Below are 26,427 nucleotides of genomic sequence, written 5' to 3'. Positions count from 1 at the left end.
CGGTGTACGTCGAGGACCTGTGCGTGAAGGGGATCGCCCGCACGAAGCTCGCCAAGTCGGTGCACGACGCCGGATGGTCGGCGTTCGTGGACATGCTGGAGTACAAGGCCGCCCGGCACGGCCGCATCCTCGTGAGGATCGACCGCTGGTTTCCGTCGTCGAAGCGGTGTGGGGCCTGCGGTGCCGTGGCCGAGTCGATGCCGCTCGACGTCCGGATGTGGACCTGCCCGTGCGGCGTATCCCACGATCGCGATGTCAACGCCGCGAAGAACATCCTCGCCGCCGGACGGGCGGAGAGGCTAAACGCCTGCGGAGGGACCGCAAGACCCGCCGCCTAGCGGAGGGCAGGACCCGATGAAACAGGAAGCCGCAGTAGTGCCGCACCATGCGGCACGGGCTGAATCTCCGGCCGTCAGGCTGGGGAGCGCGTCAACTCAACCCGATCCTCACCGAGGTCTCCGGCTTCAGCCCGTCGGTCGTGCCGCTGCTTTTGATCGCGTACGGCGCAGCCACCGTCGTGGGCAACACCGTGGTCGGCCGGCTGGCCGACCGCCACACCACCCCCGTGCTGATCGTCGGCCTGCTGCTCAACCTGGCCTTCCTCACCGGCTTCGCCCTGCTGGCCCACGTCGGGGCGGTGGCGATCGTCTTCATGCTGGGCGTGGGCCTGGTCGGGGTGACCATGAACCCCGCCATGGTCGTCCGCGTCCAGCGCAACGGCAACACCGGGGCGCTGGTCAACACGGTGCACACGTCTTTCATCACCCTTGGCGTCATCGTCGGCTCGTCGTTCGGGGGCTGCGGATCGACACCTACGGCCTGCGAGCACCACTGTGGCTCGGCGCGATTCTGGCCGCCCTCGGGGTGTTGTTCCTCCTGCCCGAGCTACGCCGCCGCCCGGCCCCTGTTCAGAGCGAACCCGCCACGCAGCCGGTCGGGGCCTCGTCGACATGACGCCACAGACCGACAAATCACCATAAATGCCATTTTATCCTAGTTTATGGTTGCGAGGTAATTAACTAACCCGGCGAATATCCAGAACCGTGAGCCAAACTCCCACCGCTTGATTCTCAAGTAATGTATCCCTCCACCAGCCGGGGATGCTTCCCATCCATTCATCCTTAAGCCGGCCTTCTATGCTTAAGGGCATCGCCTGCCCTCTTGCCCAAGGATGCGATGATGCCCCCACCGCAAGCCCCCCAGCACGCCGGGCCGGTCAAGGATCCGGCCAATCCCCTGCGGGTCAAGTTACACAAATGGATCCTTTTCAGCCTCTTGCTGGCGCTCCTGGGCATCCTCGCGGACCTCGCCGCCGTGGCATTGGCCGAGGGGGAAATGACGGCAGCCGGCATTCTCGGCAAGGGAGAACTTTATCTGGTCAACATCGGCATGCTCTTCAGCGCGGCAGGTGAACTGCTTTATGACAGAACGCGGGTGGAGACGGCGGCCCCCTGGCAGATCACCGTCTGTGTCCTGACGCTGATCGTCGCGCTCGTCTTCGCGATGGCCTACGCCTTCGTCAAGGCCGGCAAATCCTCCGGTGAGGTCGTGGCCTTCTACTCATTGATCACGTGCGGGGTCTCCTTTGTCTGGGGCCTCATCCTGGTCTCCGTATCGCACCCCGGCCGGCAGCCCCATGCTTAACGACATCGACCGGATCGCCGCCCTCATCGCGGGAACCCTCATGGTGATCGGCGTGTTCGTCGCTCTGCGGGGCTTCCGCTCCAGCCCGCCCACGGCAGCGACCGGCGCGGGCGACCCCCGCCCTCGCACGCCCTCACACCTGTGGAACGTCCCCCCGCGCGCCCCCCACTTCGTAGGGCGCGAGGACATCCTGCTGCACCTGTCGGCCCGGCTTGAGGAGGAGAACTCCCCCGTCCTCCAGGCGCTGATCGGCATCGGCGGTGTGGGCAAGACCACGCTCGCCATCGAATACGCCTACCGCTTCCGCAGCTTCTACGACCTGGTGTGGTGGGTGGGCGCCGAGCAGGCCGAGCGGGTGCGCGAGCAGCTCGCTGAACTGGCCGTCGCGGCGGGGTGGGCCGCGCACGAGGACGACATCTCGACCGCGCTCGCCGCCGCGTCTCAGCGGCTGAGCGCCTCCACACGCTGGTTGTTGATCTTCGACGACGCCGGGAGCCCCGAGTCCCTGCGGGAGGTCCTGCCGGGTGGTCCCGGTCACGTCGTCGTCACCTCCCGCCATCGGGGCTGGGACTCGCTGGCCCAGGTCGTCCCGGTGGGCGCCTTCGGGCGGGCCGAGTCGACGGCCCTGCTGCTGGACAGGGTCCCGGCGCTCACCGAGCCTGAGGCGGACCGCCTGGCCGGCACTCTGGGCGACCTGCCGCTGGCGGTGGCGCAGGCGGCCGGCTTCCTGTCCACCACGGGCATGCCGGTCACCTCCTACCAGGAGGAACTCGACAGGAACGCCGGCCAGGTGCTCGGCGAGTCCGTGCCCGGCCGGATCGGTGGTTCGCTCACCGCCACCGTCACTCTCGCCAAGCAGCGGCTGGGCGAGCAGGACGCGGCAGGACTCCAGATGCTGGAACTGATGGCCTTCCTGGCGTCCGACCCCGTGCCGGTGGAGCTGTTCGCCGCCGCCGCCCAGGTGCTCCCCGCACCGCTGTCGTCGGCCGCCACCTCGCCGTTCGAGCTTCACCGGCTGCTTGGAGCGATCAGCTCGTATGGGCTCGGACAGGTGCTGCCGAACGGCTTCGTCATGCACCGGCTCACGCAACTCGTGCTGCGCGGTCAGCTCAGTGAGGAGCAGACCGCGCGGACCCGCGTCACCGTGGCGACCGTGCTCGCCGCAGCGGTGCCCGACGACCCGGAGGACCCGGCGGAGTGGTCGTTCTGGGCGCTCCTGCTGCCGCACCTGCTCGCCTCCGAACTTGGCGGCGCCTACGATCCCGCACTGGGCGACACCATGCTCAAGACGGTCAGATATCTGCTGCGCAGGGGCGAGTTCAGAGGCGCGGAACGGCTGGCCGAGCGGGTCTTCCACCGGTGGCGCGCACAACTGGGCGCCGAGCACAAGCAGACCTTGAGCGCCGGGCAGTTGCTGGCCGAGGCGCACCGCCGCAACGGCCGCTACGCCGAGGCGCTGGAGTCCGACCGCTCGACCTGGGAGGCGCGCCGGCGGCTGCTGGGCGAGGAGCACCTCGACACTCTGGCGTCGGCCGACGGCCTGGCCGCGGACCTTTACGCGCTGGGCCGCTACGACGAGGCCGAGCACATCGACAGGAGCACCCACCGGCTCCTGCGGCGCGCGCTCGGACAGGACCACCCGCAGGTGCTCGTTTCGGCCAACAACCTGGCCCGCGACCTGCACGCACTGGGCCGCTACGACGAGGCGCGCGACCTGCACGAGGACGTGCTGACCCGGCGGCGCCGCCTCCTCGGCGACGACCACCCGGACACCCTCTCCTCCGCCAACAACCTCGCGCTCATCCTGAGCGAGCTCGGCGGGAGAGAGGAGGCGGGCACCCTGATGCGCGACACGTTCAACCGCCTCCGCCGCATCCTGGGCGAAGACCACCCCGACACCCTCACCTCGGCCAACAACCTCGCCCGCATGTTGTTCACCCTCGGCGACGTGGCCGGCGCCATGGAACTCGACCGGGACACGTTCTCCCGCCTGCGCGACATCCTCGGCGAGGACCACCAGTCCACACTCACCTCCGCCGGCAACCTGGCCGGCGACCTGGCCGCCCTCGGCGACCTCGAGCAGGCCAGACAGCTGAACGAGGACACCCTGGCCCGACGCCGGCGAGTCCTCGGCGAAGACCACCCCGACACCCTGGCCTCGACCGACAACCTCGCGCTCAACCTCTACGCGCTCGGCCGCTACGACCAGGCACGCGCCCTGCACGAGGACGCCCTGACCCGCGGGCGCCGCCTCCTCGGCGACGACCACCCGCAGGTCCTCATCGCGGCCAACAACCTGGCCCGCGACCTGGCCGCCCTCGGCGAGTGGGAGCGGGCCGGACAACTGGACGAGGACACCCTGGCCCGGCGCCGCCGCGTCCTCGGCGAAGACCACCCCGACACGCTGACCTCGGCGTTCAACCTCGCACTCGTCCTCACCGACCTTGGACGCCACGAAGAGGCCGCCGCCCTGGCCCGGAACGCCCACGCCGCGCTGAGCCGCGTGCTGGGCGACGACCACCCGGTTACCCTGACGGTGGCCGAGCAGCTTTCCGAGACGTTCCAACACCCGTCAGGAGAAGACTCGTGACCGCAGGCAGGAACCTTTCCGGGCCCCACGGCTTCCACAACATCACCCAGGGCGGCATCAACATCGGCAACACCATCCGCGGCGACATCGCCCACTCGTCCCCCGAGCCCCCCTCGCGAGCACTGCAGGATGCCCGCACACTGCTCGCATGCATGACCAAGCACGCCCCCGAAGTGCCCGCCGATGCCTTCGCCGACGGCACGGCCCTCCATGAGGAACTCAGCGCCCCCACCCCCGCCCCCCACACGCTCACCCGCCTCCTGACCCGCCTGGAAGACCACCTCCGGAAAACCCCGGCGTTGCACGAGCCACTGAACCGGCTGAAGCAAACCCTGAGCGAACTCCACCTTCTCAACTGACCGGCCAACAACCGCTCGGCGACGTCATACGGAACCGAGGATCGACGCCGTGCCCTACACGGCGGAGGGCGGCGCTTCGCCGTACAAGACTGTCAGACCACCGGTGGGTGCGGACGGGCCGAGGGGTCCGGGGTGTGGGCAGGGTGGCGGGACAGGAGGTCGAGGGCGAGGTCGATGGCGGTCTCCAGTTGGGTGTCCACGCCGCGGGCGTAGTCCTGGGGGGTGATGTCGACCTCCACGTCGGGGTCGGTGCCGTAGTTTTCCAGCCGCCACCCCACGTCGTCGAACGCGAAGGAGAACTCCGGCTGGGTCGTCACGGTGCCGTCGGCGAGCTGGTGGCGGGGCCAGATGCCGATGACGCCGCCCCAGGTGCGTTTGCCGACCAGGGGGCCGAGGCGGAGGAGTTTGAAGGTGTGGCTGAAGATGTCCCCGTCGGAGCCGGCCCACTCGTTCGTGACGGCCACCATCGGCCCGCGCGGCGACTCGGGCGGGTAGGGCTCGGGCACCCCCCAGCGGGGGTGGTCGTAGCCCAGGCGCCGGCGTGACAGTTTCTGCAGCAGCAGCGCCGACACATGCCCCCCGCGGTTGTAGCGCACGTCCACGATGAGCGCCTCCCGGTCGTATTCGGTGAGGAAGCCCCGCTGGAACTCCGCGTAGCCGTCGGGCCCCATGTCGGGCACGTGGATGTAGCCGACCCGGCCGCCGCTGCGGTCGCGGCAGCGGGCCCGGTTGGCGTCCACCCAGTCGCGGTAGCGGCCGGGTTGTTCGTCGCCGATGGCGCGCACGGTGACGGTGCGGGTCTCGCCGCCGCGCGCGACGGTGAGGAGGACCTCCTGGCCCGCGAGGTTGACGAGGAGCTCGTCGGGGGACACGTCGGCGCCGACGGGGCGGCCGTCGACGGAGAGTACGGCGTCGCCAGGTCGCACGTCCACCCCGGGGCGGTTGAGGGGGGAGGTCGCCTCGGGGTCCCAGCGGTCGCCTTCCACGATGCGGTCGACGATGTGCAGTCCGTCCTCATAGCGCCAGTCGACGCCGAGTTTGCCCTGATGGTAGTGGGGGCGGGGGCGGTATTCCCCGCCGCTTTCATAGGCGTGGGAGGTGCCGAGTTCGCCGAGCAGTTCCCACAGCAGGTCGGACAGCTCCCCGCGGGTCGTGACCCGGGTGACGAGGGGGAGGTAGCGCTCGTAGACGCCGTCCCAGTCGATGCCCGCCATGTCCTCCGCCCAGAAGTGTTCCCGCTGGAGCCGCCACGCCTCGCGGAACATCTGCTGCCATTCGGCGGCGGGTGAGACCGACACCCGCACCCGGGAGAGGTCGATCCACCCGCCCGCGCGGGTCGTGGAGTCGTCGTCGCCGGGCGGCTCGGTGGCGCGCACGACGCGCAGGCCGCGTTCGGCGCGGTAGAGGAGGGTCGTGCCGTCGGGCCCCACCGCGAACTCGGTCACGCCGGTGGCGAAGACCTCCTGTTTGAGTTCGCGGAAGTCGTAAAGGTGCAGGGTGCCGGCGGACTGGTCGCCGTCGTCGTCCTCGCCGCGGGCTCCGACGACGGGGAGGGACGAGAACACCGCACGGTTCTTGATCCCGGCGATGCGCGCATAACGGCCTTCAGGAACGGGGAACTCCAGGACGCGCGACTCCAGATCGTCGGCGTCGATCTCGACCGCGGGTGGCTCGTCGTCGCCGCTCTCGTCGCCGTCGTCCTCGGAGCCCTCCTCGCCGTCGCCGCCGTCGTCGTCCTTGGTGCCGAGCGGGCGCGGCTCCGGCACGAACGGCGAGCCGACGTCGGCGCGCAGCGCGAGGGCGTAGGGCTTGGCGCCGAGCGGGAAGCCCAGGTCGAACTGCAGGGAGTCGTAGACCGGGTTGAAGACCCGCTGCCCGAGAAAGTAGAGGTAACGTCCGCGCGGGTCGAACGAGGGGCTGTAGTCCCGCAGCAGCGGCCTGGTGGCGGTGACGAGGATGCCCGTCTCCACCTGGAAGAGGTGGATGGCGGCCGAGTGCGCGCTGATCGGGCACGAGTAGGCGAGCCAGCGGCCGTCGGCCGACCAGGCGGGGTCCTCGATGCGGCCGAAGCGGCTCGACTCGACGAGGCGCGCGGTGGCGGGTGAGGCGGTGAGGTCGACCAGGATGAGCTCGTTGCGGTGGTTGGTGACGGCGACGCGGTCGTGCCGCGGGCAGGCGGTCAGGGTGACGGCGCGGCCGGTGTCGAGGTGGCTGAGCCGTACCTCTCCGGTGACGGGGTCGGGAGGCGCCTGCCGTATGCCGCGCCGGCGGCCCCTGCGGCGGATGGGGACGGGCGGCACGTCGGGGTCGCCGGGGAGCAGCACGAGCACCTCGCGGTCGCCGTCGTCGCTGGCGGCGGCGACGAGGTGCCGGCGGCCGGCGAGCCAGGTGAGCAGCCGGTAGCGCACGCCGTCGGGCGCGCCGTGCGCCCGCACCGGGCCCTCCCAGCAGGCGAAGGAGAACGCCTTGCCGCGGGTGGTGACGGCGAGGCCGCTGCCGTCGGGGTTGAGGGTGGCGCTGTCGAGGAACTCCTCGGCGTCGACGAACCGCCGGTTGCGCTGGGTGCGTGAGCTGCGCAGCCGCACGTCGATCCGGCGCGGGACGCCGGACGGCGGATCCAGGACATAGAGGTCTCCCCCGGCGTGGTAGACGAGCCTGCGGCCGTCGCCGCTCAGGTTGCGGGCGTAGTAGTCGTCGTGGTCGGTGTGGCGGCGCAGGTCGTTGCCACCGGATGTGCACGAATAGACGTTGCCGATGCCCTCGTGGTCGGACAGGAAGTAGATGCGCCGACCGGCGAAGCACGGGGAGGCGAGGTTGCCGGGCAGGGCCAGCAGCCGCCGGAACGCCCCTCGCGGGCCGCCCACCCACAGGTCGCCGACGGTGCCGCCGCGGTAGCGTTTCCAGCGCGCGGGGTCCGCGGTGTTGCGGCCGATCACGATCAGGCCGCCCGGTCCGTAGGAGATCGAGTTGGCCGGGCCGTACGGCAGAGCCTCGGGAAACCCGCGCGGTTTCACCCGGCAGAGCACGCGGCGCCCCTCGAAGGGCTGTCCGGCGTCGCCCGCGTAGACGATGTGGCCCTCGGGATCCCAGCCGGTGACCGTGCAGCGGGCGCCGTGGAAGGTGACGCGCCGTCCCGTCCCGCCGTCGGCGGGCATCACGTAGACCTCCTCGGGGCCCTCCTCGCGCCCCACGAACGCCAGTTTCTCGCCTCGCGGGGAGAACCTCGGATATGCGGCCTCGGCCACCCCGGCGGTGAGCCGGAACGCGCGGCCCCCGTCGGCGGGCACCATCCAGAGGTCGTCCTCGGCGGCGAAGACCACCACATCCTTGAATATCGTCGGGAAGCGCAGGTAGGCGGACATCGATCCTCACAGACCGGGGGGCCTTCTGGGCTGGGAGAACTGACCGGGCGTCCGCGCCGGCGGCGTGGACGCCCGGTCCGCGAGCGGGTCGGCTCGGGATCACCGCATTCGGGGAGCCCGCCGTCGGCCGTCGGCGGGGTGCTCACCCGGCGGCACCGAGCTCAGCGGCACCGAGGGATGCTCACTGCTGTTCCATCGGCCCCATCTGGCCCATGGGCATGTCGTCGCGTTCCGCCTCGCGCTTGGCCTGCTTGTTCTCGCGGGCCGCCTTCATCGCCGCCTTCTTGCTCTTGCCGGTGGCCTTCGCGGGTTTCTTCTGGTTCTCGGCGCTCATGGTTCCCCCTGATGTGAGCTCGATGCACCCGTATGTGCACCACGGCGGGTAATACCCATTACGGAGGGTTATGCGCCTCAACGTAGTGTCAGGGGAGCGTATCCATTGATCCCGGAATGTGGCTATCCGGCGACCTAGAGTAATGATCAGCAACGGCTTGTCTTGACTAAGCGTGCTCGACTCCGGCGAAATCAAAAGTGAGGGTAATTCACTGACCTAATAACGGCTAATGATCTTCACGGTTGGGCAGAACCTCGGCAACTACCTTGCGTTCTGGGAGGTGCGGCATGGCCTGGTCACAAGACGAGGAGCGGATGCTAACCCAGATCGAGCGACACCTGGGCGACGAAGACCCGCGACTCGCGGCTCGACTTGAATCCTTCAACGAGCGTGTCCAGCGTCAGGAGAACGGCAGACGCCGCAGGGAGGCAAGAGAGGAGCGCAGGAGAACCGGACGCCGGGCGCCCCGCAGATCGACCATGATCATCGCGGTGAGCTGGCTGCTGATCGCGATCCTGGTCGCCACCCTGCTAGTCATGGTTTTGCGCAACGAGGCCGCGCTGCCGCTGTGAGACCCCACCGCCACACGGGCCGCCGCCGGATCCCCCGGCAGGTGAGCGGCGCTCCCCCGGCCGCGATGAGACGCGGCCCACCGGCGGCGAACCGCCACCCGGGCACGACCGGCCTCATGCGCCGTGCCGCAGGCATCACCGCGGCGGCCTTCAGACCGTGAACCCCCCGCGCCGTGCGGATCAGTCGAGCGCACGTAGGAAGTCGGCGCCGACCGGGGCGGCGACCTTGCCCCCGCCCTCGCCGTTCTCCACGATGACGGCGAAGGCGACGTCATCCCGGAACCCGATGAACCACGCGTGAGTGGCCGTCTTGCCCTCCGGCGTGGTGAATTGCGTGGTGCCCGTCTTGCCGCGAGTGCCGGAAGGCAGACCGGCGGTCTTGGCGGTGCCCTTGGTCACGACCGCCTTCATCATGCCGCGCAGGTCCTCGGCCACGTTGGCCGGCAGCTCCCTCGGCTCAAGCTTCTGCTCGATCGAGGCGACCAGCGTCGGAGGCCGCCAGGTGCCGTCGGCCATGGCGGCGGCGGCCGAGGCCATGGTCAGCGGGCTCGCGGTGATCCGGCCCTGCCCGAAGGAGGCCGCCGCCCGCTCGGCGTCGTCGGCCGGCTTGGGGAAACTGGCCTTGGCCGCCGGCACGCCGATGTTGAGCGCCTGGTTGAAGCCGAACCACTCGGCGGTCTCGACCATCTTCTCCGGGCTGAGCCGTTTGACGGTCAAAGGGGCGATCGTGGTGTTGCACGAGTGGGCGAAGGAGTCGGAGAAGCTCAACGAGCCGTATTCGCCGTATTCGGAGTTGCGGAACTCCCGGCCGCCCACGGTGGCGAACTTGGGGCAGGTGACCTGCTCGCCGGGCGACACACCGCCGGCGAGCAGCCCAGCCGCGGTGACCGCCTTGAAGGTCGAACCGGGGGCGTAGGTGCCGTCGAGGGCGCGGTTGAAGCCGCCCTGGTTGTTGACCACGGCCAGGATCTCGCCGGTGGACGGCCGCACCGCCACCAGGGAGGCGGTCTTCTTGAGGTCGCGCACGGCGCCGGCGGCGGCCTCCTGCACCCGCAGGTCCAGGGTGGTCTTGAGAGGCTCGCCCTTCTTGCCCTCCACCTTGTGCAGCGTCGCGGCGTCGTCGCCGGTCTTGAGCCGGATCTCGGTCGCCGGTGTGCCCGCCAGCTGCTCCTGGAAGGTCTCCTGGAGCCCGCCCCGCCCCACCGCGTCACCGACCTTGAACGCCGACCCCAGCCGCTTCACGTCCTTGTCGGTGGCCTTGTCGAGGAAGCCGGTGAGCTGCTGCACGGAGCCGCCCACGTCGCCGCCGTCGATCCGCCTCCCGCTCGCGTCGGTGATCTCGGCCCGCTCAGGCCAGGTCGATTTGAGGGCGAACGATGCGCCCTGGGTGAGCTTGGGGTGCGCGGCGGCCGGGCTCCAGTCGACCTTCCAGTGCCTCTCGTGCACCAGGAGTTGCACATCGCCGCGGTAGGTCCACTCGCCGAGGTTCTTCAACCGGAGCGTCGCGGTGAAACTCGCGCGCGCCGTGTCGCCCTCGGGCTCGCGGACGGGGTCGAGGCGGATGGACTTGGACTCGACGCCGAGGTCGCGATCCATCGCGGTGTAGGTCTTGTCGAACCCGGCGGGCGCCTTGGCGAGCTCCGCGCGCATCGCGGTGAGATCTCCCCGCTCCCACGCCTTCACGAACCTCGCCGCCGTCTCCTGTGGGGTGCCCCGGGTGTGCAGGACGTAATATGCGCCGCCCGCCGCGCCGGCGGCCACCACGACCGCCGAAACGGAGATGATCGCGATCGTGCGCCTGCTTGGCACGGGTACCCCCCGGTAACTCGTCGGCCTGACGGCTGGACAGCCTAGCGGTCCACCTGTCCTGATTTTCATGATTTGTTGATCTCTATGGCATTAGCCACCGTGCTGTGGAACGCGAAAGACCCTGCCCGGCCGAAGCCGGACAGGGTCTAACGCTAAGGCCGATGTGGCGGTCGCCTCCTCGGCGAGAGGCACAACACGGCTCCAGCCGAACGGTATTCCGTGAAGGCGGTAATTTGCGGCCCGGGGGACACAGACCACATCGGCCACTTGACTCTAACGGACTCCCGGAGGTCCTTATTCCACTGGGCCTCCAGGATTCGTCAAACCTCTGCCAGCGATCGGTTGGGTACCCGACAATTGCCAGCTCAAACCCCAGATCAGCGCCCCGCGACCACTCCCGAGAAATCCTGTTATGTACGGCAGAAGCCACAAAATCCTGGCCTCCGCCGTACCTCACCTCCACCTCGTCAGCCCTCCGATCCCTCGGGGCCGGGGCGTGACGGCGAGACCGGCGGCAAAGGCGCTAGCGGGACCTGCCCCCACGCGGCCCTGATCCGGCACAGTCTCGATCTCGCCTGATGATCGGCGGTGCCGATGAGGCTACCCCCATGCGCCGGCGCGGGCTCAGCCGCCGTGGGTGCTCTCGATGAGAGCGGCCAGGCCGTCCAGCACCCGCTCAAGGCCGAAGGTGTAGGCATAGCCGGGGTCGTGGGCGCTGCTCTGGGCGGCGCCGGCCGCGGCTCCCACGCGGACCGCCAGCGGATATGTCTCCTCGTCGATCACCCTGGCCAGCAGCGGCCCGGTCCGCCGCCACCACTCCTCGTCGTCCATGGCGCTCTCCCCGCGCGCCGCCCGCGCGTCGACCGCGTGGCGCGCGTTGGCCTGCACGAACGTGAGGACGTAGCTGAGCGCGGCGTCCATCTGCGCGTCTTCGAGGCCGAGCCCGTCCAACGCAGAGAGTTCATGCTCATATTTCGCCATAAGGCCTGGCCCGAGTGGGGGACGGCTCGTGGAGGCCGCCACAACCCACGGGTGACGCTCGGCCAACGCCCGGTTCTCCTCCGCGACCGCGGTCACCCGCTCGCGCCAGGGCCGCCCTGCCGTGTCCGTCCTGGGCATCGCCAAATAGGCGGCATCCACCATGAGGTCCAGCAACTCCGCCTTGCCCGGCACATAGGTATAGAGCGTCATCGGCGCGACCCCGAGATCCTGCGCCAGCCGCCGCATGGTCACCGCGTCGAACCCCTCCGCGTCGGCCACCCGCGTCGCGGTCTCCACCACCGCGTCCACCGTCAGCCCCTGCCGGGGACCACGCTTGGGCACAACCGAGGGATCCCGCCACAGGAGAGCAAGAGTGCGCGCCGGATCGCCGGTTCCACCACGTTCGTTGGCCACAGCACCATCTTTCCGCACTCCGGCACCGCCCACGGCCCCCACCGTGCTTGATCCACTGTGCTCGATCCACTGTGCTCGATCCACTGTGCGCGACGCCGACGTGTACGGCATCGCCACGCAGGCCCCTGCCGTACCGCCGGCCTGCCGCTCCCTGCGACACTTGCCCGGTGTGCCGCTGCCACGGACGGCAGGTAAGCCTCGCCACGTCGTCCCATGAGCACGTCACGCCGACGCACAGCCGAGATCCCTCTGGAGTGCCCATGACGATCGGCCGGCCCGCCGGTGTCCGGATGAACGCCGACGCTCCAGACGACCCTGTGATCCTGGACGGCGGCGACCGCCGCTGTGTCCAGCTCCTGATCGAGCTGCGTCGTCTCGTCGACGACCTGCCCGCCGGCCAGGTCGTCCATCTGATCGCCGCCGACCCCGCGGCCCCCGTCGACCTGCCCGCCTGGTGCCACCTCACCGGCCACCACTACCTCGGCCCCGTCCCCGGCGAGCGCCCGACATACGCGATCAGAACCGCCCCCGGCCCCCGCACCACCCACCCGGACAAGCCCTGGCACGCCAGGGAAAACTAAGCCCGGACGGGCACATGAACACTGAGCCCCACCGGGCGCGCCCGAGCCCCGCTGGAGATCGACACCGGCTTTCTCGGCGACGTCCAGTCCTTCGTCGACGTTCTCGATTCGAAGCCTGCGCCGGGTGGTGAGGGTTCCGGGATCGTCGCGGACGACGAGCCGGGCCGCTGCCCGCCCGCCGAGGTCGCCCTCCGGAGGCCGGCCGATTTCGACAACCGCATCGAGCGGCCGACCCACCTGCGTGGCCGCCTCGCCGACGCGCTCGCCCACCGATTCGGCGATGTGTTCCGCGATCTCGACCGGGCGCAGGAACAGGCCTGACCAGGCCGCCTGACGATCACAGGTCCTGGAAGGCACTGATCAGGCCGGCTGGGGTGCTTTGCCGTACTCCGCGTAGGTCTGCAGGCGGGTGGCGAGGGCGCGGAGTTCACGGCGGAGGTCGTCGGGGGTGATGACGGTGAAGGGCCAGCCGAGGCCGGCGAGCATCTGGGCGGTGCCCGGGAGCGATTCCGCGCCGAGTCTCATCGTGACGCCGTCGCCGGTCTCGGTGAGGGTGGCGATCGTCGCGGGGATACGCCGGCGGGCCTCGGCGTAGGTCGTGTGGAGCACCACTTCCACCCGGTATCGGCACGGCACGGAGGACAGCGACCGCACCACGTGCGCGACCGCGTCGAAGTCGCCGGGGCCGGTGAACTCCTCGCCCGTGCAGGCCAGCGCGACCACCCGGTCCACCCGGAAAGTGCGCATTTCACCGCGGCTGTGGTCGTGGCCGGTGAGATACCAGCGTCCGCCGTGAAAAACCAGGCCGAAGGGGTCGACCTCGCGGGTGCTCGGGTCCCCGGCGTAGGACCGGTAGTCGAGCCGCACCCTCCGATGGCCGCGGACGGCGTCGGCGAGCGAGAGCAGGTGGCCGGTCTCGGGGGCGGCGTCCCGCCGCCCGGGGGCGCCGGTGAAGCCGACGGTTTCGCTGACGGCCTGCACGCGGGCGCGGAGCGCGGGCGGCATGACACGTTGCAGTTTGGCGAGGGCGCTCTCGGTGGCCGCCTCGCCGGCGGTGAGGCCGGTGCGGCGGCCGGACAGCAGGCCGAGGACAAGAGCGGTGGCCTCGTCGTCGGTGAGCATCAGCGGCGGCAGCTTGTAGCCGGGCAGGAGCCGGTAGCCGCCGTGTCTCCCCCGGCCCGCTTCGACGGGCACGCCGAGGTCGTTGAGGCGTACGGCATAGCGCCGCACTGTGCGTTCGTCGACACCGAGCCGGGCGGCGAGTTCGGCACCGGTGAGGCCGGGGCGGGCTTGCAGCAGTTCCAGCAGGGTGAGCACCCGCGTGACGGGATGTGACATGGACCACTCTCGTTAACCGGACCAGTTCTGTCCGGATTTGACCCTAGCATTCGTCCCGCGAGCGGATATCTGACGCACAGGTATCCGAAGAAGGCCGCTGACCTGCGGATTCACGATTCGGCATGAAAAGAGTGTGACGCGACTATGAGCACCTTCGTTCTGGTTCCCGGGTTCTGGCTGGGCGGCTGGGCATGGGACAAAGTGGCCGAGGTGCTCCGCGCGGACGGGCACACGGTCCACGCGGTGACGCTCACCGGGCTGGGCGACAAGGCGCATCTCGCCACCCCCGAGACCGACCTGGACACCCACATCCACGACATCGTCCACGTCATCACCGGTGAGGACCTGCACGACGTGATCCTCGTCGGGCACAGCGGCGCCGGCGGCCTGGTGACGGGCGCGGCCGACCGGGTGCCCGAGCGGATCGCCCGTGTGGTGTACATCGAGAGCGGCCCGATGGCTGCGGGCACGACACAGATGGACAACTATGGGCCTGAGTTCAAGGCGGAGATCGAGAGGAGCGTCGCCGCGGCCGGAGGTTCACTGTTCCCCTTGCCGAGCTTCGAGGTGCTGGAGCAGGGCGACATCAGTCTGGTGGGGCTCGGGGACGAGGAGAGGGCGCTGATGCGGTCACGGGCCACGGCCCAGCCGTACGGCACCATGACCCAGCCGCTCACGCTGACCGGCGGCGGGGAGAAGCTTCCGAAGACGCTGGTCGCGTGCTCGATTCCGCTTGAGCAGGTGCGTGCCGTGATCGCCTCGGGGCACCCGTTCTTCGCCGTGCTCTCAAGCCCCGAGTGGGATTTCCGAGAGTTGCCCACCGGTCACTGGCCGATGTTTTCCGTCCCGGAGGCAACCGCACGGGTACTTGCCGGCGTCTAAAGGGGCGCGGGACAAAAACACGCCAACGGGGACTGAGCGCTCTTCAATACCGCAGTGGATGTATAACCGGCTATAAGCGAAGAACGAGAAACCGCAGCTCAAGCCGTATATATCCAGTTTGCACGGGGTGCAATATAGGCGGCTCCCGCATGCGCCATACCGCCGCTGAGGCATGCCTCAGCGGCGGTATGGCGCGTGTCCGGGCACACCTTCCATCGAGGGGAGGTGTGCCGACGCCAATGTGAAGGGGAGCATCTCACTTGCGGAGATGGGTAGGAAAGGGGCGCCACGCCGTCGCCTCGCTCGCGGTGAACACGCTGGAGGCGGCCAATAGGCGCCGAGAGCGGACGACACCTCCGCCCTCGGCCGACCAGGTCAGATTCCTGCTGCTCCATGCGTACGGCATGGGCGGGACGATTCGGACTGTATTCAATCTGGCCGGATATCTGGCTAAAGATCGTGACGTTGAGATCGTCAGCGTCCTGCGCGAGGCCGAACAGCCGTTCTTCCCGGTCCCGCCGGGCGTACGCATATCGTATTTGGAAGACAGGCTCGAGCCCCCGGCAGGAGTCCGCAGACTCCTCGCGGGCCGCCCGAGCCGGTTGATTCCCGCGGAGGAGGCCGCCTACCACCGGTTCAATATGTACACCGATCTACAACTCGCCCGATATATCCGTTCATTGAACACGGGGGTGCTGATCGGCACCCGGCCCGGTTTGAACCTCGTCGCGGCGTCCCTCGCACCGCCCGGCGTCATCACCATCGGGCAGGAACACGTGACCCTCCAGGGGCACGCCGAGCCGGTCCAGACGATGATCAAGCGGCGCTATCCCCAGCTCGACGCCCTGATCACCCTCACCAAGGCCGACCTGCGCGACTATCGCGCGCTGCTGCGCAGAAAGCCCCGCAAGCTCGCACGCATCCCCAACGCGGTGCCGCCCATGACCGGCGGAATCGCGGATCTCTCGACGAAGACCGTGATCACGGTGGGCCGGCTGACCAGGATCAAGGGGTTTCACCGCCTCCTCGACGCCTGGAAGCAGGTCACCGAGGTGCATCCCGAGTGGAAGCTCCGCATCTTCGGCGCGGGCCCCCAGGAGGAGAACCTCCGCGAGCAGATCGAGACCCTCGGCATCGGCGACACCGCGAGCCTGCCGGGGCCGACCGCGGATGTGGGCGCCGAGCTGGAGAAAGCCTCGATCTTCGTCATGAGCTCTCGCGAGGAGGGATTCTCCATGACGCTCTTGGAGGCGATGAAGAAGGGCCTTGCGGTGGTCAGCTTCAACAGCCCCCACGGCCCCAAGGAGATCATCACGCACGACCACGACGGCGTGCTCGTCAAACCCCGCACGGTCGACAACCTGGCCGCCGCGATCATCCGCGTCATCGAGGACGAGCCGTATCGCCGGCACCTGGCCGGCAACGGCCTGAAGACCGCTGCGAAGTATGACAACAACGCGATCGGCGCACAGTGGGACGCGCTGTTCGAGGAGCTGCTCCAACCTCGGCGACCCCGTCCCGCACGCCCGGCCGACCAGGCCGCTACGTAAGACCACAGACCGCGACGTAGGAACACAGGCCACCATGTAAGAACGCGGGCCGCCGCGTAAGAACAACCGAGAATGCCCGTGTGAGCCCGCCCCCCAGGTGGGCTCACACCCTGGCACCGGCCTCAGGCCCCGGGCACATCCCGCGAGCGGTTCCTGAGAAACGCGGGCGCGGCGTCTCCCACGGCCGGAAAGCGCGGCTCAGCCGGTCAGGGCAGCGGCTCAGCCGGTCAGGGCAGCGGCCCCCACTCGAACCCGGCCCTGAAGGTCAGGTCGGCGAGGAGTTTCTGCCCGTCGGCGTTGGGGTGGAAGTAGTCCCACTTGCTGAGGTGCCGCAGCGCGAAGGGGTGCTCGAAGACCGCGCCCCTGTCGGTGCGGCAGGCCGGGCCGTAGGCAGCGCACAGCCGGGTGAGCTCGGTGTTGTAGGCCTGCACCCTGGCCCGCACCCGGTCGCGGCGCTCCTTGTCGGCGGCGGCCTCGGACTGCGGGTCGGCCAGCATCGACTGGCAGACCCGGGCGAGCCGCCAGAGGGTGCGGGCGACCGCGTTGTCCTTGCCGACGCGCCACAGCCGCTTGAGGTCGGGCACGCCCACGAGCAGCACCCGGGCGCCGGGCAACCCGGCCTTGAGCGCGCCGAGGGCGGTGCCGATGCGCGACCGATAAGTCGCAACGGGCGTCATCTGGGCCTCGGTGCGGGTGCAGGCGTCGTTGGCCCCGATGAGAATCGTCACGTAGTCGGCTTTGGCGTCGACCGCCCTGGCGACCTGGCCGGTGATGTCGCGGCTGGTGGCACCGGGCACCGCGAGGTTGACGTTGTTGCCCTTGAGGCGGGTGTCGAGGGCGAGCAGGCGGCGGTAGTGGCTGCGCACCTCGGTCTCGCGCCCCACCGACCAGGAGCGCTCCTCACACGAGACATACCACCCGCACGCGTTGAACCCCGCGCTGATCGAGTCGCCGAGCGCCGCCATGACCGCGGGAACCGGCTCCGCGGCTCTGGCCGCCCCCGCCGGCGCGGCCGATGTGGCGGCAAGCACGGTGGCGGCGGACGCTGTGGAGACAGACGCTGTGGAGACAGACGCTGTGGAGATAGACGCTGTGGAGACAGACGCTGCGGAGACAAGCGCGGCGGCGGCGAGCGCGGCGGCGAGCAGTCTGGGGGTGACCGCCCTGGCAGCCGACGCGACCGATAGCAGGGGACGGCGCATCGAGACCTCCGGGTCCTCGGGAAGCGATCCCAAGGTAGAGATCCTCAGGCGGGCCGCCTATGGCTCTTTGGCAAGTCCTGCCTTCCGCGAACCGAACGATTATCACTGCTTGACATGCGGCGATTGGGGCAGGCTAGAACTGCAGTGACTGGCGGTGCAAAACACCGGTGATCTGCTAAAAGGACAAGATTTCATGGTGTGGGATCGGCCTTCTCAGGGGGTGCAGCCGAAGTTGCCACGGAGGCAAATAGAGTGTCTTGGGTGAGTGTCGCGATTGGATTGACCCGTCCGCTGGCAGTTCGCACCCTTCCCGTCGGGGATCCCGGCGACCTTGTCGCCGCCCTCCCCACCGCCGCTCCCTCCGCCTGGATCAGGCGCGGAGAGGGCCTCGTGGGATGGGGCGAGGCGGCCCGCACCGAGGTGCCCCCGGGGCCAGGCCGCTTCGCCTGGGCCCGGGAGTGGCTGTCCTCCGTGCTGGCCGACACGGACCTGGCCGACACAGGACGGGCCGGCATGGGACCGCCCGGCGGGAAGGCGGACGATGCCTGGCCGCCGGGAGTCGGTCCCGTGGCGTTTGGGTCGTTCACCTTCGACCCCGACCGTCCGGGATCGGTGCTGGTCGTGCCGAAGGTCGTGCTCGCCAGGCGCGGCGGCCGCGCCTGGCTCACCACGATCGGTGACCCGCCCGAGCTTGAGGAGTCGCCGCCGGTCGAGCCCGGCGGCATCAGCTACGGCGACGGCAGCCTCACCGCTCCGGAGTGGGAGCACGCGGTGGCCCGCGCCGTACACGCCATCAGGTCGGGCCGTCTGGAGAAGACGGTGCTCGCACGGGACCTGATGGCGGTGGCCGAGAACCCCATCGACGCCCGCCCGCTGCTCAGCCGCCTCGCCGACCGCTACCCCGACTGCTACACCTTCTCCGTGGCCGGGCTGCTGGGTGCCACCCCCGAGCTCCTTGTGCGCCGCGTCGGCAGCGAGATCGAGTCGCTGGTGCTCGCGGGCACCACCGCGCGGGGCGACGGCGCCGCCGACGACGTGGCGCGGGGCGCGGCGCTGATCGCCTCGGCCAAGGACCGCCACGAGCACGACTGCGCGGTCTCCTCCGTACGCGAGGCGCTCGCACCGCTCTGCGCCGACCTGAATGTGCCCGACGAGCCGGAGCTGCTCGCCCTCGCCAACGTCCAGCATCTCGCGACCTTCGTCACAGGGAAGCTGGCCGACGGCGCGTCGGTGCTCGACGTGGTCGCGGCCATGCACCCGACCGCGGCGGTCGGCGGCACACCCACGGCGACCGCGCTCGACGTCATCCGCGAGCTTGAGGGCATGGACCGCGCGGGCTACGCGGGCCCGGTGGGGTGGATCGACTCGCGCGGCGACGGCGAGTGGGGCATCGCCCTGCGCTGCGGCATCATCGAGGGCAACAAGGCCCGCCTGTTCGCCGGCTGCGGCATCATGGGCGACTCCGACCCGGCCGCCGAGCTCGCCGAGGCCCAGGCCAAGCTCCGGGTGATGCGCTACGCCCTGGAGGGCTGAAGCGAAGCACCGAACAGGGAAATAGAAAACGTGCGGCGGGACGACCCGCCGCACGTGCAAACCCGGTGCCGTGACTACATGCGGTGTTTGCCCGCCGTCCGCCGCTCCCGCATGCGGACCACGACAAAGAGCACGACCGCCAGCACCACCACGACCAGCACGCCCTTGGACAGGAACCCGGCGTATTCCTCGACCAGCCCCCAGTGCTCACCGAGGGTGTAGCCCGCGACCACGAAGATCGTGTTCCAGATCAGGCTGCCGAGCGCGGTGAGCAGCATGAATGTCGGGATGGGCATACGCTCCACACCGGCGGGCACCGAGATGAGACTGCGGAAGATCGGGATCATGCGCCCGAAGAAGACCGTCTTCTTGCCGTGGCGCTGAAACCACGCCTCGGTCTTCTCGATGTCGGAGATCTTGACGAAGGGAATCCTCCCCGCGATCGCGAGCGTGCGCTCCCTGCCGAGCAGCGCGCCGACGCCGTAGAGCGCCAGGGCACCGACGACCGATCCGAGAGTGGTCCACAACACCGCGCCGATCAGGCTCATCTTGCCCTGGCTGGCGGTGAAGCCGGCGAGCGGAAGGATAACTTCGCTGGGCAGCGGCGGAAACAGGTTTTCGAGCGCGATGGCGAGCGCCGCGCCCGGTTCACCCATCGTTTCCATCAGGCCCACGGCCCAGCCCGCGATGCCGCCGATCTCGGTTTCAGTCATGAGAGACAGGGTATGAATCTACGCTTTCACTGAGGCATGAGGATGACCATTGAGTGATGTGAGGTACACCACATTCTTTCAGTTGTGGTTGTCCTCACCCCCAGGAACGTACACCGTCCGCCCCGGCTCCGCGACCGCACGACCCGCCGTCAGCGAGGCGACGAACTTCAGGAAAGACTCCAGGTCGTCCTCACGCACCGCCGCCTCCACCGTGACGTCCGCGCCGTAGGCGACCCCCCGCACGGGATACGGCGAAGCCCGCAGGTCGTTCTCCAGCCTCCCGGCGTGGGCGTGTCCGATGCGCACCGCCACCACCCGGGCCGGCACCATGCGGATCAGCAGCCCCCGCTCCCCCGCCTCGGCCACGGCCCTCGACACGGCTCCGCCGTATGCCCGCACGAGGCCGCCCGCGCCGAGCAGCACACCGCCGAAATAGCGTGTCACGACAGTGACGACGTCGCTCAGCCCCTGTTTGACGAGCGCGTCCAGCATGGGCGGCCCGGCCGTGCCCGACGGCTCACCGTCGTCGTCGGCCCGGCGCACCGAACGGTCACCCCCGATGACGTAGGCCGAGCAGTTGTGCGTGGCGTCCTTGTGCCGCGCCGACACCTCCGCCACGAACGCCCTCGCCTCGGCCTCGGTGGGAGCGGGGGCCAGCGCGCACAGGAAGCGCGACCTGCGGATCTCGCTCTCGTAGTCGACGGGGGCGGTGAGGGTGGAGTACGGCGTCGCCATGCATCGCATTCTCCCAGGAGGCGGGACGGGTCACGGCCGAGCGCCTTTACAAAGTAGATCAAAAGCACCACTGCGCGAAGGGCGCCCCCTGGGCGTGCAATAGCCGGCCCCCTAGTCATGCCGGCGGCGGAGACCCGGGGGGCGGCCCTCGGCAGATCCCGTTCGGAAGGGCCCTCGCTAGAAGAGCTCCGCCCGCAGCGCCTCGAAGGCGGCTTCGCGCAGGTCGTGGTGGAGCGCCGCGTTGGCGTCGCGGTCGGTGCGCACCTCGACGACGCGCAGCCCCTCCCCCCTGATCGCCCGCGGCAGCTGCTCCACCTCGGTCACCAGCGTGTACGGCGTGCCCGTCGAGGCCGCCGTATAGGCGAGGTCGACCCCGTGCGACGTGCCGAAGATGCGCTCAAACGAGTCGCGCAGCGACGCCTGCGGCAGGAGCGAGAAGATGCCCCCGCCGTCGTTGTTGACCACGACCAGGCACAGGTCGGGCCGCGGCTCGCGCGGCCCCAGCACCAGGCCGTTCTGGTCGTGGAGGAACCCGAGGTCGCCGAGGAGGGCATAGGACGGGCCGTTGTGGGCGAGGGCGGCGCCCATCGCGCTGGACACGAGCCCGTCGATGCCGGACGCGCCGCGGTTGGCGAGCAGGCGCAGGCCGCGCCGGGGCCGCATGGCCTGGTCGAGGTCGCGCACCGGCATCGAGGAGCCGCAGAACAGCAGCGAGCCGTTGGGCAGGACGTCGGCGAGGTCGCGGGCGAGGCGCGGCTCGGACAGGCCGCCTGCGTCAAGCACCTCGTCGATCGCCGCGCGGGCGACCGCGTCGGCCCGGCGCCAGGTGTGCAGCCACGAGTCGTCGCCGGCGGCGACCGGGATGTCGACGACCTGGGCCACCTGGGTGGCCGAGCGGGTCGGGTCGGGCCAGCGGTTGAGCCCCGGGCTGACGACGATGTGCTCGTCGGCGTAGGTGAGCCAGTTGAGCAGCGTCTTGGACAATCCGGGCCGGCCCAGCGTCACGACCACCTCGGGCCGGTGCTTCTCGGCGAACTCCGGCAGCCCCAGCAGATAGTGATAGGTGGACACGGCGTGGTCGCCGTAACGGCCGCCGCCGATCGGCTCCGACAACACCGGCCATCCGGCCATGCCCGCGGCGGCGACGTAGCGCCGCACGTTGGATGCGCCGTCGCCGACGACGAGCACGCCGCGCCGCGTCGGCGGGATGTGCAGCGCCGCGGCGGGCGGCGCGACCCTGGCCCTGATCCAGGGGCCGCCCGCGTCGCCGGCGAGCGACTCGCACCAAGCGGTGTCGCCGTCGGGGATCAGCGGCTCGCGGAAGGCCAGGTTGAGGTGCACGGGCCCGGGGTCGGACGGGCCGAGCGACCGCTGGTAGGCGCGGCACGCCAGCGACCGCCAGTAGGCGACCTGGCCGGTGCGGTTCTCCGGCGCCCCGACCTCGGTGAACCAGCGTACGGCCGAGCCGTACAACTTGATCTGGTCGATCGTCTGGTTGGCGCCGGTGCCGCGCAGCTCGGGCGGACGGTCGGCGGTCAGGACGAGCAGCGGCACGCCCGACTCGTCGGCCTCGACCACGGCCGGGTGGAAGTTGGCCGCCGCCGTGCCCGACGTGCACACCAGCGCGACCGGGCGCTCGGAGCGGCGGGCTATGCCGAGCGCGAGAAAGGAGGCCGACCGCTCGTCGATGCGCACGTGCAGCCGCACCCGGGAGTCGGCGTGGAAAGCGAGGGCCAGGGGCGCCGAGCGCGACCCCGGGGCGAGCACCACCTCTGTGAGGCCGCAGCGCACGAGTTCGTCGACTAGCACGGTCGCCAGCGCCGTGGCGGGGTTCACGAAGCCTCCAGATCAGGGACGGCGGGGGAAACAGGAGAAGCCGGACAAGAGCCTCCCCTGGAAGGCGTCCCTGCCCTCCCGTGCCTCCTCGCCTCTAGGGGGGAGCGGTGCGGCGCCGGCGGTGCACACATGGAACGCACCGTCACTCGCCTTGTCCACGCTCACCCCATCGTCGCATCTCATCCCACCCGCCGCGCACCGGACCTCCGGTCCACCCCGCACCGCGGCGGGCCTCCTGCCCCACTAACCTTACGACCGTGGCGACCGGATTCGAACACGCGGAGCGGCCTTCGGGGGGCGGAGCACCCACCGTCCCGCTCGATCTTCCGTCCTTCGCCTCCATGCCTTTTCCCCTGTCCGCCGCCGTTCCGGCGCCGCTTGAGCGCGCCTTGCACGCGGTGGTGCTGCCGCCGGGGCCGGCACTCACCGAGGCGCTCACGGCGGCACTGGACGGCGAGGCTCCCGCCGTACTCCCCCTGTCGCCCGCGCTGCCCGGGCCGGCGCTGCGGGAGGCGCTCGACGTGCTGCGGCCGACGCACGTCGTCACCGAGGACGGGGTGCGGCGCCGCCCGGGCGGCGGCGGAGTGCGCGGCGACGTCGCGGTCGTGATCGCCACGAGCGGCACCACCGGCGTGCCCAAGGGGGTCGAGCTGCCCGCCTCGGCGTTGCTGGCGTCCGCCGACGCCTCGCTGCGGCGGCTCGGGGCGGGCCCGGGCGAACGCTGGTTGTGCTGCCTGCCCCCGTCGCACGTGTCGGGCCTGCAGGTGCTGGTGCGGGCGGCACGCTCCGGCACCGAGCCGATCGTGCACGGGCGTTTCCGCGTGGAGGAGGTCGCCGCTTCCGGCGCCGACCACGTCTCGCTGGTGCCGACCCAGTTGCGGCGCATGATCGAGGCCGGCGCCGACCTGTCGGGGTTCCGCACGATCCTGCTCGGCGGGGCCGCCGCGCCGCCCGGGCTGCTCGCCGCGGCGCGGGAGCGCGGAGCGCGCGTCGTCACGACGTACGGCATGAGCGAGACGTCGGGCGGCTGTGTCTACGACGGGCTGCCGCTCGACGGGATGAGGGTGGCGATCGGCGACGGGGGGCGGATCCTGCTGTCGGGGCCGACGTTGTTCTCGGGATATCGCCTGGCTCCCGGTCCGACGGCCGAGGCCCTCACCGGCGGCTGGTTCCGCACCGGCGATCTCGGCGAGCTGGCCGGGGGGCGGCTGCGGGTGCTGGGGCGGGCCGACGACCTGATCAACACCGGGGGCGAGAAGGTGGTGGCCGCACGGGTGGCCGCCGTGCTCGCCGAGCACCCCTCCGTCGCCGAGGTGGCGGTGGTGGGGCGGCCCGACCCCGAGTGGGGCGAGCGGGTGGTCGCCGTGGTGGTGCCCCGGGGCACGCCGCCCACGCTCGCGGATCTGCGGGAGCACGGCCGGGCGGCGCTGCCCTCGCACGCCCTGCCCCGCGAGCTGGAGGTGACCGCGGCCCTGCCGCTGCTCGCCAACGGCAAACCCGATCTCGCCGCGCTCCGCGAAGGGCGGCCCGACCTGCCTCTCGACCCTAGACGATCTTCCGAGACCCGACCGTGACGGAACCTGCGGCCCCTCGCACGCGTCTCAAGAGGGAGAGGCACGCGTGTCACGAAGGAGACAAGGAAGGGCGCAAGCCGCAGCCGCGCCCTCTCCGCCGCGAGGCGGCGGGGTTTTCCTGTTCAAGGAGATATCGATGAACCGAACCCGCAAGATGTGGATCTCCGCCGCCGTGGTGGGCGCGGTCCTCGTCGGCGGCATATCCGTCTCCACCGCCGCGGCGGCCGGCCTGCCCGGCGGCAAGAGCGACGGCAGACCCGCGGGCGGCGAGACGGCCCCCCACGGCACTCCCGCCGAAGGCGGCACCCCTGCCGGTGAGTCCTCCAAGCCCGACGATTACGTCGTCTCCCACGATCTTCAGGAAGACCCTGAGGACACTGCGGATTACTGGACGGAGGAGCGCATGAGCGGCGTCGAGCCGATGCCGATGCCGGTGGCGCCGGACGTCTCCGAGGAGGCCGGCCAGCCGCAGGAGTCGCCTGAGGAGGAGACCGGCGAGCCGAGCAACTCGATTCCCGGTGAGGCCGAGGATCTGAAGACGGACTAGTTCGCCTCTGTTGCGGGGCAGAGGCCTTGGGGCCGCCTTCGGGCGGCCCGCGGTGTCACGCGCGTTCGCGGGGTGGGATCATGGCTTTCCCGGTGAGTGATCGGCGTGCCGCCCCTTGCTCGCCGGCGTGTTGACCGTCGCCCGATCGGCCCGCCCGTGCCGTGCGATCAGCTGATTCCCGGTGAACGACCGGTCCTTCCGGCCGCGGATCAACGCCCGTTCATACCCGCCCTAGCCGCCCTTCGGGAACAAACTCGGCCAAATGACGTTATTGCTACTGGTGCGCCGAGCGGACGTGACCGCCCCACCAACCGACAGCCGATCGACGACTCCGTGATGGAGGAGGTGTCCTCATGCCCCGAACCGCCGTGGCGACCTCACGCGAACGTGAGACGACCCCGACGACTCTCGCCGAGCTCCTTGACCGAGGGCGAGTCCAGGGTCACCTTTCCCTCTCCGAACTGCGCGACGCCTTCGGCGAGGCGGGCATCAGCCCCGCGGAGGGACGTTCGATCCTGCGTGAGCTGACCGACTCCGGCGTCAGCCTGGCCGAGGGCGAGGAGAAGGCCACGGGCGGCTCCCGCCGCACGTCTGCGGCCACGAAGACCGGCAAAACTTCGGCAAAGCCTTCTGCGCGTGTGACCGCGCGTAAGGAGAAGGCCGTCGCCGTCGCGGAGAAGGCGAGCGCAGCCGTGACCCCGGCCGCGGCCGGGAAGCCGGGCCCCATCGGCGACGACGAGGAGCCCGACGCGGCCCAGCTCGCCTCGACCGGCGAGGAGACCGCGGAGACCGAGGAGAACGAGCCCTTCGACCTCGACGACCAGTCGTCGGTCATGGGCGACTCCGTGCACACCTACCTCAAGTCGATCGGCCGTCGCACCCTGCTCACCGCCGCCCAGGAGGTCGAGCTGGCCAAGCGCATCGAAGCCGGCCTCTATGCCGAGCACCGGCTGGAGGCCGACGGCGCGCTCGCCGCCGACCTGCGCTCGGAGCTGGAGTGGGTCGCCGCCGACGGCAGGCGGGCCAAGGACCACATGCTGGAGGCCAACCTGCGGCTGGTCGTGTCGGTGGCCAAGAAATACACCGATCGCGGCATGGCGCTGCTCGACGTGGTGCAGGAGGGCAACCTCGGCCTGATCCGGGCCGTGGAGAAGTTCGACTACACCAAGGGCTACAAGTTCTCGACCTACGCCATGTGGTGGATCAGGCAGGCCATCCAGCGTGGCTTCGCCGACTCGGCCCGCACGATCCGGCTGCCCGTCCACGTGCTGGAGATGCTCTCCAAGCTGTCGCGCACCGAGCGTGACATGCACCAGCGCCTTGGCAGGGAGCCCACCCCCGAGGAACTGGCCGTCGAGCTGGACAAGACGCCGGACCAGATCGAGGAGCTGCTGCGCACCAGCCGCCAGCCGATCAGCCTCAACGCCACCATCGGCGAGGACGGCGAGACCACGATCGGCGACCTGATCGAGGACGTCGACTCCCCCGAGGCGTCGGAGGTCGTCGACCGGCAGCTGCTCGGCGAGCAGCTCCGCGGCGTGCTGGGCAACCTGTCCCCCCGCGAGGCCAAGATCATGGCTCTGCGCTTCGGCCTGGTGGACGGCAAGCCGCACACCCTCGACGAGATCGGCAAGCACCTCGGCCTGACCCGGGAGCGCATCCGCCAGCTGGAGAAGGAGTCCCTCTCCAAGCTCCGCCACCCGAGCAACGCCCGCCCCCTGCTCGACTGGGCGAGCTGACCCCTTACAGGCATCGGCCCGGCTTCTCCCCCAAGGAGGACCGGGCCTTTCATGTCTTCAGGGTCTTCAGGGTCTTTCGTGGAGGCTTTGGGGCCGTTGTACGCGTTGTACGGCAGAGCCTTCCTTCCTGGC

22 protein-coding genes are annotated in these 26,427 nt (G+C 70.2%); 13 read left to right on the top strand and 9 right to left on the bottom strand.

Annotated features, from left to right (window positions below; all coding sequences use genetic code 11):
* The 5 genes from Ssi02_RS37530 to Ssi02_RS37510 all read left to right on the top strand — a co-directional run.
* On the top strand, positions 1-338 hold a 338-nt coding region (locus tag Ssi02_RS37530), incomplete at its 5' end, for an RNA-guided endonuclease InsQ/TnpB family protein (protein WP_204033439.1).
* Between the two features lie 47 nt (positions 339-385).
* Positions 386-997 carry an MFS transporter gene (locus Ssi02_RS37525; RefSeq protein WP_307825884.1) on the top strand — a complete coding sequence of 204 codons (612 nt, stop codon included), beginning with the start codon at positions 386-388 and terminating at the stop codon, positions 995-997.
* Between the two features lie 164 nt (positions 998-1,161).
* On the top strand, positions 1,162-1,644 hold the full coding sequence (locus Ssi02_RS37520; RefSeq protein WP_204033435.1) for a hypothetical protein: 483 nt from the start codon (positions 1,162-1,164) through the stop codon (positions 1,642-1,644).
* Positions 1,637-4,234 carry an FxSxx-COOH system tetratricopeptide repeat protein gene (gene fxsT / locus Ssi02_RS37515; RefSeq protein ID WP_204033428.1) on the top strand — a complete coding sequence of 866 codons (2,598 nt, stop codon included), beginning with the start codon at positions 1,637-1,639 and terminating at the stop codon, positions 4,232-4,234. The genes Ssi02_RS37520 and fxsT overlap by 8 nt, the downstream gene beginning before the upstream one ends.
* Positions 4,231-4,593, top strand: coding sequence for a hypothetical protein (locus tag Ssi02_RS37510; RefSeq protein ID WP_204033424.1), 363 nt, complete (start codon positions 4,231-4,233; stop codon positions 4,591-4,593). The genes fxsT and Ssi02_RS37510 overlap by 4 nt, the downstream gene beginning before the upstream one ends.
* A 92-nt stretch (positions 4,594-4,685) precedes the next feature.
* On the opposite strand, the gene Ssi02_RS37505 is transcribed toward Ssi02_RS37510, so the two are convergent.
* Complete coding sequence (locus Ssi02_RS37505) at positions 4,686-7,955, bottom strand: S41 family peptidase (RefSeq protein ID WP_204033423.1); 3,270 nt, start codon at positions 7,953-7,955, stop codon at positions 4,686-4,688.
* Positions 7,956-8,136: 181 nt separating this feature from the next.
* Entirely contained in the window at positions 8,137-8,289 is a 153-nt protein-coding gene (locus Ssi02_RS37500) for a hypothetical protein (protein WP_204033409.1), read from the bottom strand.
* A 287-nt stretch (positions 8,290-8,576) separates the two neighbouring features.
* Between Ssi02_RS37500 and Ssi02_RS37495 the strand changes: the two genes are divergently transcribed.
* On the top strand, positions 8,577-8,861 hold the full coding sequence (locus Ssi02_RS37495; protein WP_204033404.1) for a DUF3040 domain-containing protein: 285 nt from the start codon (positions 8,577-8,579) through the stop codon (positions 8,859-8,861).
* Positions 8,862-9,041: 180 nt separating this feature from the next.
* On the opposite strand, the gene Ssi02_RS37490 is transcribed toward Ssi02_RS37495, so the two are convergent.
* Both Ssi02_RS37490 and Ssi02_RS37485 read right to left on the bottom strand, forming a co-directional pair.
* The gene (locus Ssi02_RS37490; protein ID WP_204033399.1) at positions 9,042-10,670 is read right to left on the bottom strand and encodes a penicillin-binding transpeptidase domain-containing protein; all 1,629 of its coding nucleotides are present in this window, start codon (positions 10,668-10,670) and stop codon (positions 9,042-9,044) included.
* Between the two features lie 624 nt (positions 10,671-11,294).
* Positions 11,295-12,065, bottom strand: a complete 771-nt coding sequence (locus Ssi02_RS37485) for a TetR/AcrR family transcriptional regulator (protein WP_239130379.1) — start codon at positions 12,063-12,065, stop codon at positions 11,295-11,297.
* A 260-nt stretch (positions 12,066-12,325) separates the two neighbouring features.
* Between Ssi02_RS37485 and Ssi02_RS37480 the strand changes: the two genes are divergently transcribed.
* Positions 12,326-12,646 (top strand): sulfurtransferase TusA family protein, encoded by a 321-nt coding sequence (locus Ssi02_RS37480; RefSeq protein WP_239130376.1) that lies wholly within the window; start codon positions 12,326-12,328, stop codon positions 12,644-12,646.
* A gap of 360 nt (positions 12,647-13,006) precedes the next feature.
* Here Ssi02_RS37480 and Ssi02_RS37475 read toward each other — a convergent pair whose 3' ends face one another.
* Positions 13,007-13,984, bottom strand: coding sequence for a helix-turn-helix transcriptional regulator (locus Ssi02_RS37475; RefSeq protein ID WP_204033394.1), 978 nt, complete (start codon positions 13,982-13,984; stop codon positions 13,007-13,009).
* Positions 13,985-14,128: 144 nt separating this feature from the next.
* On the opposite strand from Ssi02_RS37475, the gene Ssi02_RS37470 reads away from it, so the two are divergent.
* Together Ssi02_RS37470 and Ssi02_RS37465 are read left to right on the top strand one after the other, a co-directional pair.
* Positions 14,129-14,866: an alpha/beta fold hydrolase gene (locus Ssi02_RS37470; RefSeq protein WP_204033388.1), complete on the top strand. Its 738-nt coding sequence runs from the start codon at positions 14,129-14,131 to the stop codon at positions 14,864-14,866.
* Positions 14,867-15,126: 260 nt separating this feature from the next.
* Entirely contained in the window at positions 15,127-16,416 is a 1,290-nt protein-coding gene (locus Ssi02_RS37465; protein ID WP_239130374.1) for a glycosyltransferase family 4 protein, read from the top strand.
* A gap of 227 nt (positions 16,417-16,643) precedes the next feature.
* Here Ssi02_RS37465 and Ssi02_RS37460 read toward each other — a convergent pair whose 3' ends face one another.
* The gene (locus Ssi02_RS37460) at positions 16,644-17,651 is read right to left on the bottom strand and encodes an SGNH/GDSL hydrolase family protein (protein ID WP_239130371.1); all 1,008 of its coding nucleotides are present in this window, start codon (positions 17,649-17,651) and stop codon (positions 16,644-16,646) included.
* A gap of 228 nt (positions 17,652-17,879) precedes the next feature.
* On the opposite strand from Ssi02_RS37460, the gene Ssi02_RS37455 reads away from it, so the two are divergent.
* Positions 17,880-19,151 carry an isochorismate synthase gene (locus Ssi02_RS37455; RefSeq protein ID WP_204033376.1) on the top strand — a complete coding sequence of 424 codons (1,272 nt, stop codon included), beginning with the start codon at positions 17,880-17,882 and terminating at the stop codon, positions 19,149-19,151.
* A 74-nt stretch (positions 19,152-19,225) separates the two neighbouring features.
* Here Ssi02_RS37455 and Ssi02_RS37450 read toward each other — a convergent pair whose 3' ends face one another.
* The 3 genes from Ssi02_RS37450 to menD form a co-directional block, all read right to left on the bottom strand.
* Positions 19,226-19,864, bottom strand: a complete 639-nt coding sequence (locus Ssi02_RS37450; RefSeq protein ID WP_204033371.1) for a DedA family protein — start codon at positions 19,862-19,864, stop codon at positions 19,226-19,228.
* 78 nt (positions 19,865-19,942) lie between these two features.
* Positions 19,943-20,599, bottom strand: coding sequence for an IMPACT family protein (locus Ssi02_RS37445; protein WP_204033366.1), 657 nt, complete (start codon positions 20,597-20,599; stop codon positions 19,943-19,945).
* Between the two features lie 177 nt (positions 20,600-20,776).
* A complete protein-coding gene (menD, locus tag Ssi02_RS37440; protein ID WP_204033361.1) occupies positions 20,777-22,435 on the bottom strand; it encodes a 2-succinyl-5-enolpyruvyl-6-hydroxy-3-cyclohexene-1-carboxylic-acid synthase in 1,659 nt (552 codons plus the stop codon).
* Between the two features lie 341 nt (positions 22,436-22,776).
* On the opposite strand from menD, the gene Ssi02_RS37435 reads away from it, so the two are divergent.
* The 3 genes from Ssi02_RS37435 (at position 22,777) to Ssi02_RS37425 (ending at position 26,295) form a co-directional block, all read left to right on the top strand.
* Complete coding sequence (locus Ssi02_RS37435; RefSeq protein WP_204033451.1) at positions 22,777-24,009, top strand: AMP-binding protein; 1,233 nt, start codon at positions 22,777-22,779, stop codon at positions 24,007-24,009.
* A gap of 136 nt (positions 24,010-24,145) precedes the next feature.
* A complete protein-coding gene (locus tag Ssi02_RS37430; protein WP_204033356.1) occupies positions 24,146-24,556 on the top strand; it encodes a hypothetical protein in 411 nt (136 codons plus the stop codon).
* Between the two features lie 353 nt (positions 24,557-24,909).
* Positions 24,910-26,295 carry an RNA polymerase sigma factor gene (locus tag Ssi02_RS37425; protein WP_204033351.1) on the top strand — a complete coding sequence of 462 codons (1,386 nt, stop codon included), beginning with the start codon at positions 24,910-24,912 and terminating at the stop codon, positions 26,293-26,295.
* Positions 26,296-26,427 lie beyond the last annotated feature (132 nt).

Source organism: Sinosporangium siamense (genome assembly GCF_016863435.1).
Taxonomy (GTDB): domain Bacteria; phylum Actinomycetota; class Actinomycetes; order Streptosporangiales; family Streptosporangiaceae; genus Sinosporangium; species Sinosporangium siamense.
This window is presented reverse-complemented; position numbering and strand designations above follow the sequence as displayed.